Below are 14,688 nucleotides of genomic sequence, written 5' to 3'. Positions count from 1 at the left end.
TGCGTTCAGCCGACCTCTTCGGCGAGTTCCAGCCAGCGCATCTCGGTCGATTCCTTCTCGGCCTGCACCTGCTTCAGTTCCGCGCCGAGGCTCACCAGCTTCTCCGGGTCGGTGGCGGCTTCGGCCAGCGCGGTGTGCAGGCGTTCCTCCCGCTCGGTGAGTTTCTCCAGGGTCCGTTCCAACCGGCCGAACTCCTTGCGCGCGGCGCGATAGGCGGCGGAATCGGTTGCGGGCGCGGCGGTTTCGGTCTGCGCGGGCGGGCGGCGCGCGGTGTCGGCGAGTGCTGCGCGGCGGCGCAGGTATTCCTCGATGCCGCCGGGCAGGTTGGTGAGTTTGCCGTCGCCGAACAGGGCCCAGGTGGAATCGCTGATGCGCTCGATCAGATACCGGTCGTGGGAGATCACGACCAGAGTGCCGGGCCAGCCGTCGAGCAGATCCTCGAGTTGCTGCAGGGTGTCGATATCGAGGTCGTTGGTGGGCTCGTCGAGCAGCAGCACGTTCGGCTCACCCATCAAAATGCGGGTCAGCTGCAGACGGCGGCGCTCACCGCCGGACAGGTCACCGACCGGAGTGCGCTGTTTGGCCGGTGTGAACCCGAGCCGTTCGGCGAGCTGCCCGGCGCTGATCTCCTTGTCTCCCAGCATGGTTCGCTCGGCGACATCGGCGACCGCTTCCAGCACCCGCATATCGGTGGGCAGATCGTCGAGTTCCTGCCGCAGCCAGCCGATCCGGACGGTCTGGCCCTGAATGCGCTTTCCGGCCGCCGGTTCCGCGTCACCGGCGAGCGCGCGCAACAGGGTCGTCTTGCCCGACCCGTTCACGCCCACCAGGCCGACTCGCTCCCCCGGAGCCAATCGCCAGGTCAGATCGCGCACCAGTTCGCGGCCGTCGGGAGTGGTGAGCGTGGCGTCCTCGAGTTCGATCACGACGCGGCCCAGGCGCTTTCGCGCGAAGGAGGCCAGCTGCACGGTGTCGCGCGGCGGCGGCACATCGGCGATCAGCGCCTCGGCGGCATCGACCCGATAGCGGGGTTTCGAGGTGCGGGCCTGCGGGCCGCGACGCAGCCACGCCAATTCCTTACGGGCCAGATTGCGCCGGCGCGCCTCGGTGGCATCGGCCTGGCGGGACCGTTCGGCGCGGGCGAAGATCCAGTCGTTGTAGCCGCCCTCGTAGCTTTCGACCTTGCCGCCCACCACTTCCCACGTGCGGGTGGCGACGGTGTCGAGGAACCAGCGGTCGTGGGTGACCACCACGAGTGCGCTGCGGCGCGCGAGCAGATGTTCGGCCAGCCACTGCACGCCCTCGACGTCGAGGTGGTTGGTGGGCTCGTCGAGGACCAGCAGATCCAGTTCGCGCACCAGCGCGGCGGCCAGCGCGACGCGACGACGCTCGCCACCGGACAGATTCGCGACCGAGGCGTCCATCCCCAGATCCGCGATGCCGATACCGTCGAGGACGCTGCGGATGCGCGGGTTGGCGGCCCACTCGTGTTCGGCGACACCGTCGGTGCGCGCGTCTTCGGCGAGCCCGGCCAGCACCACCTCCCCCACCGTGGCCCCTTCCGGCAGCACACCGCGCTGGGTCACCACCGCCATGCGCAGGCCGTTGATGCGGCTCACCCGCCCGCTGTCGGGCTGTTCGAGCCCGGTCAGCACCTCGAGCAGTGTCGTCTTACCCCCGCCGTTGAGACCGACGACCCCGATCCGCTCACCCTCCTGCACGCCGAGGGACACGTTGTCCAGCAGCGGGGTGATTCCGAAGCTCTTGTGGACCTGCTCCAGATTGATCAGATTCGCCAAGGGGTCAGTCCTCTCCGAGTACGGCGGGGCCTACGGGTGTGCCACGAGCTCGGCGCAGGTCCGGCCGCGTCGCGCGCGCCGGCTGCGCTTGCGCAGCGGCGGGACCACGCCCGTCGGCTTCACCCGTGAAGATTACGGCACGAGGGTGCGCACTTCCGGCGCGGGTGAGCCGGGCGCGAGCCCGCCTCTCCCGGATCACACCAGCCCTGACGGCGACCACCGGTGGTGCGTTCCATGGATCTCGCGGGACCGCACGCACAGGCCGGCCTCCGGCTACACCAGCACGCCGATCTCGGAGTCACACGCAGACCGGCCCCCAGCCGCACGCATATGCCGGCGTCGAGGCCACGCACGCGGACGGCGGCGCGGCCACACACGCCGGCCGACCTGCGAGTCGCACCCGTATGCCGGCCTCGGGGCTACCCATGCGGATGGCGGCGCGGCCACACATGCACGCAGTTCCCGGCTCCGCGCTCACCGTAATGCCCCAGTGGGCCGTTTCCTCCTCTGCGGCGGGCCGAACCGCAGCGGTACCGTGCGGCCCACACGGATCGCGGTTGCGAAAAAGGTTGAGGCATAGGTACTCTGCGGGCAATCCAAATGGGCTCTCCAGAAGTATTGCCGTAGTGCGGGAGCCCCGCCTCATGAGGCGCGGAGTGGGCGGCGCTGATTTGTCGACCCCACATTCGGAGGATTCTCATGACCGACTCGTCATCTGCCATTGGCACTTCGTCGTCCGGCGACCGTGCAGGCGCCAGTTCCGGGCAGCCGGAAGCACTGCGCACAGCCCACGGCGTGAAGGTCGGCATCGGGTTGCCGATCGCCGATCCCCAGTCACTCGTCGCCTGGGCCGAGCGGGCCGAATCGGGCCCGTTCTCCACCCTCGGACTACTCGACCGACTGGTCTACGACAATCCGGAACCCCTTGTGACACTTGCGCATCTGGCCGGTGCGACGCAGCGGATCCGATTGCAGACCGAAGTGCTCCTCGCACCACTGCGGGAGACCGCGTTGCTCGCGAAACAGGTCGCCACCCTCGACCGGCTTTCGGGCGGCCGGTTCACGCTGGGGCTCGGTGTGGGCGGCCGTGCCGACGACCATGAAGCGTCCGGTACCGAATTGCGCACGCGCGGAAAGCGATTGGACGAGCAGGTCGCGACGATGCGCAGGCTCTGGTCCGGTGAACCCTACAGCGAGAGCTGCGGCGCGATCGGCCCGCAGCCGCAGACCCCAGGTGGTCCGGAACTGCTGTTCGGCGGATTCCAGCCCGCCGCCCTGGAACGCGTCGCACGCTGGGGCGGCGGATTCCTCGCCGCCGCCGCACCGTCGTGGGCGCCGGGCCTGTTCGACACCGTGCGACGGTTCTGGCGCGACTACGATCGCGCGGGTTCACCGCGCATCGTCGCGCAGGTCAACGTGGCCCTGGGTCCGCAACACGTCATCGACGACGCCCGCGCCGCCATGTCGGCGTACTACGCCTTCAGCGACTACGGCGTGAACATGGTCGAGGGCATGCTCACCACGCCGGACCAGATCCGCACGGTCACAAAGCAATTCGCCGACCTCGGCGCCGACGAAGTGATCTTCTACTGCTACGGGCGAGACCCGGAACAGGTCGACCGCCTCGCCGACGCTGTCGGCTGAACGGTCGCATGTAGCTATCGGCCGGCGCCGACCCGCCCTCGAGCCGATCGGCGCCGGCTCGTCACGTCGGGTCAGTGACGCCCGTCGGCCAGCACGCGTGCACCGGGCACCGGCCCGGTCGCGGTGCGGACGCTGCGGCACACGCCCGCGCCGGAGAGTTCGGCCGATACCGCCACCGCATCGGCTTCGCCGGCGCACAGGAAGGCGCAGGTGGGCCCCGACCCGGAGACGATTCCGGCGAGGGCGCCCGCCTCGACGCCGGCCCGCAGGGTGCGGCGCAGGGCCGGATTCAGCGACAAGGCGGCAGCCTGCAGGTCGTTGCCGAGCAAGGGTGCTAGCTGGGTGGCGTCCCCGGAGGCCAAGGCTTGCAACAGTTCCTGCGGATCGCCGAGACGCGGCGGTTGGCCGTTCTCGCGCAGCCGGTCCAGTTCGCCGAAAACCTTCGGCGTCGACAACCCCTCCTTCGCCAGCGCCAGCACCCAGTGAAAGGTGTTGCGCGACAACACCGGAAGCAGTTTCTCGCCACGGCCGCGGCCCAGTGCGGTGCCACCGTGCAGGGCGAAGGGCACATCGCTGCCGAGTTCGGCCGCGACATCGGCCAATTCGTCGCGCGACATCTCCAGACTCCACAACTCGTTGAGTCCGACCAGCGTCGCGGCGGCATCCGCGCTGCCGCCGGCCATCCCCCCGGCCACCGGAATACCCTTCTCGATCTCGATCTCCACCAGCGGAGCCCGGCCGGCCAGATGTCCGAGCCGGACCGCCGCCTGCCACACCAGGTTCGTGCGATCGGTCGGCACCTGCGCGGCGCCCTCCCCGTGCACGCTCACGGCCAGCGATCCGGCCGGGGCGATCCGCACGTCGTCGGCGAGCGACAGTGCCTGGAAGACCGTGGTCAGTTCGTGGTATCCGTCGCTACGCAGGTCATCGACCCCTAGATGAAGGTTCACCTTGGAGGGGGCGCGCACAACCACGGAACTGGGTACTACAGACAGCACGGGGCTAGGTTATCCGTCCGCGCGGCAAACGGTCGGTTTGCCGCGCGACGCGGGGCTCCCGCTACTGGGGACTCGCCGGTGCCGGGCGGCTGCCGCGGTCCGGCGACTTCGGGCCACGGGCCGGTGACAGGCCTGCTACCAGGGCAGACCGGTTTCGGCGGAGATGCGCATCACCGCGGCCGAAATTCCTCGCCCTCACCCTTGCGTCAGGTACCCGTGGGGGGTATGTTCAGAGGTGTCGGGATACCCCCGCACCGTATAAGAGCGAGCGAAGGAAGCGATCATGGCTACCAGCACCTACACCGTCACCGGGATGACCTGCGGCCACTGCGTGGCGTCGGTGCAGAAGGAGATCGGCAAGATCGACGGTGTCACCAGTGTCGACGTAGACCTCGCCTCCGGCCGTGTCCAGGTCGAATCCGCCGCACCGCTGACGGACGCCGAGGTCGTCGCCGCCGTCGACGAGGCGGGATATCAGGTGGCGAGCTGAATGAACGACAGACTGAAGTTCGCGGCATTCGGCGGCGGACTGGTCGTGTTGTTCGGGGCCGCGCTCGGCATCGGCGCCCTGGTGGGCGATCCGGCCGAGCCGGCCCCCGGGCACGGCACCGGACTGCAGGCCACTCAGGACGGTTACACCCTGTCCGAGGTGGCCGCACCCACCGAACCTCGAACCCCCGGCACCCTCCGATTCCGGATCACCGGCCCCGACGGCGCACCGGTCACCCGATACACCGATCTGCACGAGCGGGACCTGCATCTCATCGCGGTTCGCTCCGATGCCACCGAATACCGGCACGTGCACCCGGTCCGCGACGACACCGGCACCTGGTCGATCGATTGGCAGTGGGCCCAGCCGGGCACCTACCGCATCTTCGCCGATTCCCGGCCCGCCACCGCGACGGATGAACTGGTGCTCAGCCGCACGGTCACCGTGGCCGGCGCGACCCCAAATCGACCGCTGCCGCCCGCGGCTCGCACCACCACCACCGTCGACGGCTACCAGGTCCATATGGACGGCGATCTGTCGACCGGCGGCGGTGAGGTGGGATTCACCGTCACCCGCGACGGACGGCCGGTCACCGATCTGCAACCCTATCTGGGTGCCTACGGGCATCTGGTCGCACTGCGCGGGAACGATCTGTCCTACCTTCATGTTCATCCCGAAGGAGAGGTCGGCTCGACTCCCGCCGGGCCGCGGGTCGCCTTCCACGCCCAAGCGCCCAGCACCGGCGCCTTCCGGCTCTACCTGGACTTCGCCCACGGCGGCGCGGTGCACACGGCGGAATTCACCGCCGAGGCGGTAGCCGGGCAGCAGAGCGGGCAACACGACAACGAGCACGACAACGGACAGCACGGAGGAGGTCACCAATGAGCGCGCCCACGACAGAGCGCTCCCTCGAGCTGGATATCGGTGGGATGACCTGCGCCTCGTGCGCCGCACGCATCGAGAAGAAGCTGAACCGGATCGAGGGCGTCACGGCCACGGTCAACTACGCCACCGAGAAGGCGAAGGTCAGCTTCCCGGAAACCGTGACGCCGGATCAGCTCATCGAACGTGTCGTCGACACCGGCTACACCGCCACCGTTCACGACACTCGCCCCGCGGAAACTGCTGCGGCCGAGGAGGTTTCGGCTGATTCACCGCTGCGGCAGCTGCGGAATCGACTTCTGGTCAGCCTCGCGCTGGCGCTTCCGGTCATCGCGCTGGCGATGATTCCGGCACTGCAATTCCGGAACTGGCAATGGCTTTCGCTGACGCTGGCCACGCCGGTCGTCTTCTGGGGCGGCGCCGCGTTCCATCGCGCCGCCTGGATCAACGCGCGGCATGCCACCGCCACCATGGACACCCTCATCTCGCTGGGCACCCTGGCGGCCTATTCGTGGTCGGTGTACGCGCTGTTCTTCGGCGATGCCGGAATGCCGGGAATGAAGCACGGCTTCAGTTTCGCGGTCGAACGCTCCGCCTCGGCGTCGAATATCTACTTCGAGGTCGCGGCCGGTGTGATCGTGTTCATCTTGGCCGGGCGGTATTTCGAGACCCGGGCCAAGGAACGCGCCGGTTCGGCGTTGCGGGCCCTGCTGGAACTCGGCGCCAAGGATGTGGCCGTGCTGCGCGACGGCGCCGAACATCGAATTCCCGTGTCGGAGTTGCGGGTCGGCGATCTGTTCCTGGTGCGTCCGGGTGAGAAGGTCGCCACCGACGGCGTGGTCACCGACGGGAATTCGGCCGTCGACATGAGCATGCTGACCGGCGAATCGGTGCCGGTCGAGGTCGGTCCGGGCGATCCCGTGATCGGCGCGACCGTCAACGCCGGCGGTGTGCTGACCGTGCGGGCCACCCGCATCGGCGCCGACACCCAGCTGGCCCAGATGGCCGCGCTGGTCGAAGAAGCCCAGAACGGCAAAGCGCCCGTGCAGCGCCTCGCCGACCGGGTCGCCGGAGTGTTCGTCCCGATCGTGATCGCGATTTCGGTTGTGACGCTGGGCTTCTGGCTCGGCAGCGGCGCCGCGGTGGCGGTGGCCTTCGGCGCGGCGGTCGCGGTGCTGATCATCGCCTGCCCGTGTGCGCTCGGCCTGGCCACGCCCACCGCACTGCTGGTCGGCACCGGCCGGGGCGCGCAACTCGGCATCCTGATCAAGGGCCCGCAGGTGCTGGAGTCGACGCGGCGCATCGACACCGTCGTGCTGGACAAGACCGGCACCGTCACGACCGGCACCATGTCGCTGGCCGAGGTGATCCCCGCCGACGGTCAGGATCGCGACGAGTTGCTGGCCGTGGCCGCGGCGGTGGAACACGGATCCGAACATCCGGTCGCCCGGGCCGTGGTGCGCGGCGCCGCCGACCAGGGCCTGGCCGAGGAGCCGGTGCAGCAGTTCGTGAGCCACGGCGGCAAGGGTGTGCAGGGTCTGGTCGGTGAGCGCGCGGTCGTGATCGGCCGCACCGAACTGCTCGCGGACTGGTCCGTCACGCTGCCGGAGTCGTTGGCGCAGGCCAAGTCCGAGGCCGAGGCCGCCGGTCGCACCGCGATCGTGGTCGCGTGGGACGGGCAGGCGCGCGGCGTGCTGGTCATCGCCGATGCGATCAAGGCCTCGAGCGCCGAAGCCATCACGGATATGCGATCGCTCGGGCTCACGCCGGTGCTGTTGACCGGTGACAATGCCGCCACCGCCCGCACGGTCGCCGATCAGGTCGGCATCGACGAGGTGATCGCCGAAGTGCTGCCCGCCGACAAACTCGACGCGGTGAAGCGCCTGCAGGATCAGGGCAAGGTCGTCGCGATGGTCGGCGACGGCGTCAACGACGCGGCCGCCCTCGCCCAGGCCGACCTGGGTCTGGCGATGGGCACCGGCACCGATGTGGCGATCGAGGCCGGCGACATCACCCTGGTGCGCGGCGATCTGCGGACCGTCGGCACGGCCATCCGGCTCTCCCGGGCCACCCTGCGCACCATCAAGGGCAACCTGTTCTGGGCCTTCGGCTACAACGTGGCGGCGATCCCGCTGGCCGCGGCCGGACTGCTCAACCCGATGCTCGCGGGCGCGGCCATGGCACTGTCGAGTGTGTTCGTGGTGAGCAACAGCCTGCGCCTGCGGCGCTTCCGCTGAACGAATCCGCCGAATGTCCCGTCCGATCGGACGGGACATTCGGCGTTCCCGCGCCGGTCCGCCATACTTTCCGTCCGAAGAGATGAATGCGCCGCCGCGTCGACCGAATACCCGACGCCGCGCACGAGGACAAGGCAGGGACCACATGAGCATCCTGTTCGGGGTCGGTTTGGTGATCTGGTTCGTCAGCATCGCCGCGATGTTTCTCGCTCGCGCCCTCGACGACCTCAGACAGCAGGCTTTCCGAGCGAGCCTGGGAATGTGCGCCGTGGGATCGCTCCTCCTCGCCATCGGCACGCCGTTCGTCAGCGGCAATTCGACGGATAAGAACATCCTGGTCAGCGGCGGATTCGTCGTGATGGCGACCCTGTGCGCCTACTCCGTGGTGATCATGCGCCACCGCCCCGCCACTCCCCCGATTCCCCTGCCGATCCCGTTCACCCCGCCGAGCGACCATCCCACCGATGCGCCGCAACCCCGGTCACAGGACACGCAGACCCGCGTGCCGGCAGCGGACTCCCGTCCTCACGATCCAAGCCGCATGTGACCTGCGCCGTCTCGCGTCGGCGGAGTGGGATGCGCTCACCACATGGCCCTATGCGTGCACGGAGTGGCGCGATCCGGTAGCTCGTGACCGGGTTCCGGATCAGGGCAGAATGTTCGGAACGATCTGCGGCGCCTGTTCCGCCACAACGGTTCCCACCGCGACCCCGGCGTAGTACCCGGCGAAAGTCCCCGCGACCGCGCCGACGACACCACCCGCGACGGCTCCCACCGGGGCGCCCACAACCGTAGGACTCGCGAGCGCGGCGCCGGCGGTACCGCCGAGAACAGCGCCGGTCAGACCGCCTACCACCTGCCCCGCGGTCGCACCGATGTAGGTGGCGTTCTCGAGCGGACTCGCGATGGGAGCCGCCGCCACCGCTGCGGGCTCGGCGACAGCCGGAGCCGTCGCGGACGCGGTCCCCGCCTCGCCCAGGATCACCGCCGCGGGAAGCGCTACGGCAACCGGAAGTCCGCGGAGGAATGTGCTGCGCTTACTCACCGCGCGATGACGACCGGCCATGACATCCGCCTTTCCGACGGTTACAACAGATGTGAGCAGCCGCGCACACTGCGATGCGCCGCTATGAATCGCGGGCCGCTGCGCCGAGACGACCACGCATCGAATCCGCGACCCACAGCGGAAAGCTGCCCCTGACAGACGAAGCCGTCGTTCAATGCGCTCAGACGCACCCCGAATTCAGTACGTACGGATAGACCTTGCCGTCGAATCCATGGACGTACAACACCCATGGTTGGGAATCACAATGCCGCGATGATTCCTCGATCCGGAACGGAAGCGGCCACCGGCGACCGCTGTCGTGGGGCTTTCCGTACCTGTTCTGCAGTTTGTCGAGCTCGGCGCTGTCGGCCGGCGCGGCGACGCGACCGTAGTCGGTGCCGTCGATACGAGGCGGAGGCGTGAACATCCACGTCCACGCGTCGTACCGGACCGTGGAGTAATAGAAGTCCACCGCACCGAGGACGACGACGGCGGCGGCCACGCAGACAGCAAACATCAATTTCCGACGCATACCGATTAGACCTTCTTGTACACATCTTCCAGGTCGTAGTACGCGGTAGCCACCGCACGCATTTCGCGCTGTTCGCGATCTGCCCGATCATCGGCGGCGTTCTTGGCGCCGCCCGACCAGTGCAGATCATCATGGATCGTGGTGTGGACGGTGTCCGATGCCGTCTTGATCGAATCGGCGATAGCGGCGGCGTTGGCCGCGACGGTCTGGAGGCCTTCGATATCCCAGGTTGTGACCTGATCCCGCGTGGGGAAGCGTCGGCTCGGTCGGCTGGCTCATCGCTGGGCCCCGGCGTGTGGATCTCCGGAATTGAGATCGCCGAGCTGACTCAGACGCGCGGCGATATCGGTGTCGGTATCACTGTATTCGGTTGCCGAAATGCTCAGCACCAGAGAGATTTCCCGCATCCGAGCCTGCAGGACAGCCTTCGCCTGACGGCTGGCATTGTCTGCCGAGTCGAGCAGGGACGCAGCGGTGAGACCTGTCAGGTGAGCCGCCGCTGCATTGCCGCCCAAACGACACCAGTTGTCGACGTCGTCAGCGACCTTGTTGATCTTGCCTGCGGCTTGACGCAAGCTTTCCGGGTCGACATCCATGACCCGCCCCCTTCGTAGGTATCGAACGGCTGAATCTAGCACCGTCGAAGGGTGGCGAGATGTTGTGCGCCGGGCCTACCTCGCAGTCCGCTGTGAGCTGGTCACCCCTGCTCGGCGAGGCGCACGAATGCCGCGGTGTCGAGTGTTTCGCCGCGGGCCGTGGGGGCGATTCCCGCGGCGACCAAACGGCGTTCCGCCTCGGCGGGGGATCCGGCCCAGCCCGCGAGTGCGGCACGTAAGGTCTTGCGGCGCTGCGCGAACGCGGCGTCTACCACGGCGAAGACGCGCTCACGGTGGGCGGTGTCCAGCGACCAGGGCGGTTCGGTGAATCGTTCGATGCGGACCAGTCCGGACTCCACCTGGGGGACCGGCCAGAAGACCTGGCGGCCGACGGCTCCCGCGCGGCGGACGGTGCCGAAGAAGCCGGCCTTCACGCTGGGGACACCGTAGATGCGGGAGCCGGGTTCGGCGGAGAGGCGGTCGGCCACCTCGGCCTGCACCATCACCAAAGCGGTTCGGATGCTGGGCAATTCGGCGAGCAGGTGCAGCAGCACGGGTACCGCCACGTTGTAGGGCAGGTTCGCCACCAGTGCCGTCGGCTCGCCCGGAATATCGGTGGCCGACACGCGCAGCGCATCGCCGGGGACGACGGTCAGCCGGTCGGCGAGCTCGGGGGCGCGATCGGACACGGTTTCCGGAAGATGCTGCGCGAGAACCGGATCCAGCTCCACCGCGACCACGCGATCCACGACGTCGAGCAGCGCCAGCGTCAGCGAACCGAGCCCGGGGCCGACCTCGAGCACCACGTCGTCGCGTCCGACGCCGGCGGTCGCGACGATGCGCCGCACGGTGTTCGCGTCGTGCACGAAGTTCTGTCCGAGCTGCTTGGTCGGGCGCACGCCGAACCGCTCCGCCAGCACCCGCACTTCGGCGGGGCCGAGCAGTTCGGCCAGGCCACGGGCTTCGCTCACAGGTTCGGACACGCCCGACAAGGTATCAGTGCGGTCAGGGCACGTACGGTGTGGACTGCACCCGCGCGACAAACGCGTCCATCGCCGCCCACATCTGCGGATTCAGGTCGCAATGCTGTCCGGTGCCGACCACCGACCGCGCATCCACGCCGTTCGCGGCCAGTTGGGCGGCCAGCGCGGCGTGCAGCGGCGACGGCACGGTGCGGTCGGTGGCGTTGAGCAGCAACAGAATCGGCGCGTCGTAGCCGCTCGTGGGCACCGCCAGATAGTCGGTCAGCGCGGCCGTGAACCGCGGATCGCCCAGGGGTCGCGACAGCAGATCGCCGAGGGAGGCGCCGTTGACCTGCTCGACCATCCCGTCCAGGCACAGGGTGCCGATGCTGTCGAGCAGTTCGCGCCCCCGCGGGCTCAGATAGCTGTCGACGTCGACGTCCGGCCGGGTCTCCCGCATCCCGACGAGCACCCCCGCGATGAAGGCGGTGCTGCCGTCGCCGAGCTGCGGGATATTCGGTACCCACGGCCCGGCGATGGGCAGCACATGTTCCAGATCCGATTCCGGGTCGACCGCGATCGTCCCGCGGAAGTCCAGCTCGGGCGCATAGCTCTGCTGGAGATGGCCCGTGCCCAGCGCGGCCTGACCACCCTGCGACGCGCCGACGGCGATCCAGGTACGTGACAACTGCGGATAGGTCGCCCGCGCCGCACGCAGCAGGTCGATGGTGGCGGTCGCCTCGGACTGCCGCTCCAGATACGGATGCGGCCCGGTGTCGAACGGGCCCAGCCCGAGATAGTCGGGTGCGACCACCGCGAATCCCTTGGACTGGAAGTACTGCAGGATGCGGTCTTCCTTGGCGCGACCGGACGGGTAGGGCGCGGTGCCCGGATTCGAGATGCCGCTGCAGCCCATGCCGAGTCCGCTCGTCCCGTGGTCGTAGGCGACCACCGGCCAGCCACCCGCCGGCGGTTCACCCGGCGGAAGGAACACCGCACCGCCGGCCGGAACGGGCGCTCCCTGCGAGGTCGTCGTCCGATAGTCGAGCAGCGCCCCTCCGGTCATACCGTGCCAGCCGTCCGGCTGCGCGGTGACCGACATCGTCGTTCCGGCCGGCTCGGCCGCCACTTCCGGCACCGCGACGACCGAGGCGGCCGCCAGTGCGGTGAACAGGGCCGCGGCCGTGAGCGACCGCCGGATCCGAGCCGAACATTTCGACAACCGCATGGGGCCACCTCACATCGTCGGGGGTCTGCCGATTTTACGGTGCACACACCGCACGGTCCGGAAATCCCCAGGCCGGGGCGTCGTGGAGCGTTGACGTCAATTGATACACGTTCTAGTTTCGGTGTACTCGCGGAACAGGCGGTGGCACATCCGGTCCCACCGCGCGACGCAGCAGGAGAGGACGGCCGCAATGATGCGCAGGCACGAGGGACGACGGGTGGTGGTGACCGGGGCGGGCTCGGGCATCGGGCGGGGCATCGTGGTGCGCATGCTCGCCGAGGGAGCGCACGTGGTCGGCGCCGACATCTCCGAGCCCGGGCTGAAAGAGACGGTGGCAGAGGTGGGTTCGGACCGCGATCGACTGCATACCGTCACCGTCGACGTGGCCGATCCGGAATCGGTGCGCCCCGCCGTCGCCGCGGCCGTCGACCATCTCGGCGGGCTGGACGTGCTGGTCAACGCGGCCGGGATCATGCGCACCGCGCATACCCACGAGATGGCGTTCGAGAGCTGGAATCAGGTGATCGGCATCAATCTCACCGGCACCTTCCTGATGATGCAGGCGGCCATCCCGACGCTGCTGCGGTCCGAGCATCCGGTGATCGTGAACTTCTCCTCCACCGCCGCCCTCGGCGCGAACCCGTACATGGCGGCCTACGCCGCATCCAAGGGCGGCGTGAACGCGATGACCCATGCGGTGGCGTTGGAGTATTCGCAGAAGGGCCTGCGCGCGGTGAACATCGTCCCGGGTGGCATCACCAGCGGTATCACCAACAACCTGCAAACCCCCGAGGACGCCGACTGGAACCTCTTCTCCCGGCTGACCGGCTGGCTCAACGGCGGCGCCCTGGGCGAGCCTGCCGACGTCGCGGGTGTGGTCGCCATGGTCGCCTCCGAGGACGGCCGCTACATCACCGGCTCGGAGATCCGCGTGGACGGTGGGGCGCTCATGTGACTAGCTGATCCCTAGGCGACTCGTGCACGCGGGCCAGGCACCCCAGCCCTGCCGGGCCCGCGTCACCTCGGCGATCGCGATCTGCTCTTCCCGGGTGGCGAGATCCGGCCGCTCGGCGTACTTCAAACCGCCCTGCCGGGACCAGGTGCTCTGGTCGAACTGAATGCCGCCGAAGTACCCGTTGCCGGTATTGATGGCCCAGTTGCCGCCGGATTCGCATTTGGCCAGCGCGTCCCAGACCGCACCGTCGCGCACGGGCGGAACCTCGGTGCCGGGCTTGGCGCCCTTGCGGACCGTCTTGGGCTGGGCGGGCACGACGACGGTATGCCCGACGGCCTCGCGTGAATCTTCCTTGCCGTTGACGATCGAGACCGCGTAGGTGACGTCCTGCACCCCCGCCTTGCCGGGATTCTCGACGACGGTCCGGCTCATGTTGAGGTCGGTGTCCTCGATGACGTTCTCGGTCGGGTCGAGCGGTTCGCGTTCGGTGACCTTCTCGGTGTGCTTGCGGGTGACGGTGATCTTCATACCGTCGTGCAGCGGGGTGACGGCCGCCGGCTGCACGGTGTCCTCGCCGGTCAGCGGCACGCCCTGCACCTGCAGTAGCTCCCCGACCGTCGGTGCGGCCAGCCGCACGTAGCTCATCGGTTCGCCGTTGTCGGACAGCTGCACGGTGCGCGGGCTGGTGACGGCCAGCGCGGCGCCCTGCAGCGGTAACGGGGTGGGACGCGCGGGCGAGACGAAGACGTCGCCGGGCAGCTGCAGTTGAGTCAGCGCGTCGGCGACGGTGTACGCGGTGGTCCACACCTGTTTGGTCTTGCCGTCGAAGGTCAGCGAGATCTGCCGGGCGCGATTGAGCGTGATGGTCGCACCGTTGACGACGTCGGCATCCCCGGACGGCGACACCGAGTCCTTACCGGCCAGCTTGTAGCCGCCGGCCTTGAGCACACCCTTCACACTGGCCGCCATGGTCGTGACGGTCGTGTGCTGGCCGTCGACGACCAGGGTGACGGTCTTGCGGCTGACGATCGCCAGACTCGCCCCGATGATCAGGGTGATCAGCATCGCGGCGATCGCCGCATACAGCAGCGGCGAGCGCGACGCGTTGATCCGCTGGAGAGCGGATATCCGAAACTCCGGCATGGTCACAATACGATAACGAGGGGGTCAGTCCCTGGCAACTACATGCCGTGGAACAGGGGATTTCCACATCACGATTCGATATCGACGATCCGGAAATATCACGACTGCGCAATCGTAAGTGAACTGGAGCACACCTCGCATTCCGGTCGCGCTTTATGTGACACACCGCACGCGCGG

The 14,688-nt window shown here is 68.6% G+C and carries 14 protein-coding genes; 6 read left to right on the top strand and 8 right to left on the bottom strand.

The genetic code is table 11. The features are described 5' to 3' along the window. Window positions 1–5: 5 nt before the first annotated feature. Window positions 6–1,799, bottom strand: coding sequence for an ABC-F family ATP-binding cassette domain-containing protein (locus tag IRT45_RS06210; protein ID WP_194804912.1), 1,794 nt, complete (start codon window positions 1,797–1,799; stop codon window positions 6–8). A gap of 699 nt (window positions 1,800–2,498) precedes the next feature. Here IRT45_RS06210 and IRT45_RS06205 point away from each other — a divergent pair. Then, window positions 2,499–3,443: an LLM class flavin-dependent oxidoreductase gene (locus tag IRT45_RS06205; protein ID WP_228533722.1), complete on the top strand. Its 945-nt coding sequence runs from the start codon at window positions 2,499–2,501 to the stop codon at window positions 3,441–3,443. 71 nt (window positions 3,444–3,514) lie between these two features. Here the strand turns inward: IRT45_RS06205 and IRT45_RS06200 are convergent, their stop codons facing one another. Beyond that, window positions 3,515–4,441, bottom strand: a complete 927-nt coding sequence (locus tag IRT45_RS06200; protein WP_194804911.1) for a 4-(cytidine 5'-diphospho)-2-C-methyl-D-erythritol kinase — start codon at window positions 4,439–4,441, stop codon at window positions 3,515–3,517. A gap of 283 nt (window positions 4,442–4,724) precedes the next feature. Between IRT45_RS06200 and IRT45_RS06195 the strand changes: the two genes are divergently transcribed. From IRT45_RS06195 to IRT45_RS06180, 4 genes are all read left to right on the top strand, one after another. Further along, window positions 4,725–4,931, top strand: a complete 207-nt coding sequence (locus IRT45_RS06195; protein WP_030515214.1) for a heavy-metal-associated domain-containing protein — start codon at window positions 4,725–4,727, stop codon at window positions 4,929–4,931. Continuing rightward, a complete protein-coding gene (locus IRT45_RS06190; protein WP_228533721.1) occupies window positions 4,932–5,816 on the top strand; it encodes a hypothetical protein in 885 nt (294 codons plus the stop codon). It begins immediately after the preceding gene. Continuing rightward, window positions 5,813–8,050, top strand: coding sequence for a cation-translocating P-type ATPase (locus IRT45_RS06185; protein WP_194804910.1), 2,238 nt, complete (start codon window positions 5,813–5,815; stop codon window positions 8,048–8,050). Before IRT45_RS06190 ends, IRT45_RS06185 begins: the two co-directional genes overlap by 4 nt. Window positions 8,051–8,195: 145 nt before the next feature. After that, complete coding sequence (locus IRT45_RS06180; protein WP_228533719.1) at window positions 8,196–8,597, top strand: hypothetical protein; 402 nt, start codon at window positions 8,196–8,198, stop codon at window positions 8,595–8,597. A gap of 99 nt (window positions 8,598–8,696) precedes the next feature. On the opposite strand, the gene IRT45_RS06175 is transcribed toward IRT45_RS06180, so the two are convergent. The 5 genes from IRT45_RS06175 to IRT45_RS06155 all read right to left on the bottom strand — a co-directional run bounded on the left by IRT45_RS06175 (window position 8,697) and on the right by IRT45_RS06155 (window position 12,413). Continuing rightward, window positions 8,697–9,116, bottom strand: a complete 420-nt coding sequence (locus IRT45_RS06175; RefSeq protein ID WP_194804908.1) for a hypothetical protein — start codon at window positions 9,114–9,116, stop codon at window positions 8,697–8,699. A 160-nt stretch (window positions 9,117–9,276) separates the two neighbouring features. Then, a complete protein-coding gene (locus IRT45_RS06170) occupies window positions 9,277–9,627 on the bottom strand; it encodes a hypothetical protein (protein ID WP_194804907.1) in 351 nt (116 codons plus the stop codon). 275 nt (window positions 9,628–9,902) lie between these two features. Beyond that, on the bottom strand, window positions 9,903–10,223 hold the full coding sequence (locus IRT45_RS06165) for a type VII secretion target (RefSeq protein ID WP_062995510.1): 321 nt from the start codon (window positions 10,221–10,223) through the stop codon (window positions 9,903–9,905). Window positions 10,224–10,324: 101 nt separating this feature from the next. Beyond that, window positions 10,325–11,206 carry a 16S rRNA (adenine(1518)-N(6)/adenine(1519)-N(6))-dimethyltransferase RsmA gene (gene rsmA / locus IRT45_RS06160; protein ID WP_194804906.1) on the bottom strand — a complete coding sequence of 294 codons (882 nt, stop codon included), beginning with the start codon at window positions 11,204–11,206 and terminating at the stop codon, window positions 10,325–10,327. 22 nt (window positions 11,207–11,228) lie between these two features. Next, window positions 11,229–12,413 (bottom strand): alpha/beta fold hydrolase, encoded by a 1,185-nt coding sequence (locus IRT45_RS06155; protein ID WP_194804905.1) that lies wholly within the window; start codon window positions 12,411–12,413, stop codon window positions 11,229–11,231. Between the two features lie 193 nt (window positions 12,414–12,606). Between IRT45_RS06155 and IRT45_RS06150 the strand changes: the two genes are divergently transcribed. Further along, on the top strand, window positions 12,607–13,368 hold the full coding sequence (locus tag IRT45_RS06150; protein WP_194804941.1) for an SDR family NAD(P)-dependent oxidoreductase: 762 nt from the start codon (window positions 12,607–12,609) through the stop codon (window positions 13,366–13,368). Here IRT45_RS06150 and IRT45_RS06145 read toward each other — a convergent pair whose 3' ends face one another. Further along, on the bottom strand, window positions 13,369–14,496 hold the full coding sequence (locus IRT45_RS06145) for a transglycosylase family protein (RefSeq protein ID WP_309240815.1): 1,128 nt from the start codon (window positions 14,494–14,496) through the stop codon (window positions 13,369–13,371). Between the last annotated feature and the right edge of the window lie 192 nt (window positions 14,497–14,688).

Origin of the sequence: Nocardia sp. BSTN01 (assembly GCF_015354405.1) — a bacterium.
In the GTDB taxonomy this organism is placed as follows: Bacteria; Actinomycetota; Actinomycetes; order Mycobacteriales; family Mycobacteriaceae; genus Nocardia.
Note: the sequence above shows the minus strand (reverse complement) of the source record. Positions and strands in the feature narration are given on the sequence as shown.

Bases quoted from the DNA above. Each gene is read 5' to 3' on its own strand.
- IRT45_RS06205 (WP_228533722.1), top strand. From the start codon at position 2,499: ATGACCGACTCGTCATCTGCCATTGGCACTTCGTCGTCCGGCGACCGT.
- IRT45_RS06195 (WP_030515214.1), top strand. From the start codon at position 4,725: ATGGCTACCAGCACCTACACCGTCACCGGGATGACCTGCGGCCACTGC.
- IRT45_RS06190 (WP_228533721.1), top strand. From the start codon at position 4,932: ATGAACGACAGACTGAAGTTCGCGGCATTCGGCGGCGGACTGGTCGTG.
- IRT45_RS06185 (WP_194804910.1), top strand. From the start codon at position 5,813: ATGAGCGCGCCCACGACAGAGCGCTCCCTCGAGCTGGATATCGGTGGG.
- IRT45_RS06180 (WP_228533719.1), top strand. From the start codon at position 8,196: ATGAGCATCCTGTTCGGGGTCGGTTTGGTGATCTGGTTCGTCAGCATC.
- IRT45_RS06175 (WP_194804908.1), bottom strand. From the start codon at position 9,116: ATGGCCGGTCGTCATCGCGCGGTGAGTAAGCGCAGCACATTCCTCCGC.
- IRT45_RS06170 (WP_194804907.1), bottom strand. From the start codon at position 9,627: ATGCGTCGGAAATTGATGTTTGCTGTCTGCGTGGCCGCCGCCGTCGTC.
- IRT45_RS06165 (WP_062995510.1), bottom strand. From the start codon at position 10,223: ATGGATGTCGACCCGGAAAGCTTGCGTCAAGCCGCAGGCAAGATCAAC.
- IRT45_RS06155 (WP_194804905.1), bottom strand. From the start codon at position 12,413: ATGCGGTTGTCGAAATGTTCGGCTCGGATCCGGCGGTCGCTCACGGCC.
- IRT45_RS06150 (WP_194804941.1), top strand. From the start codon at position 12,607: ATGCGCAGGCACGAGGGACGACGGGTGGTGGTGACCGGGGCGGGCTCG.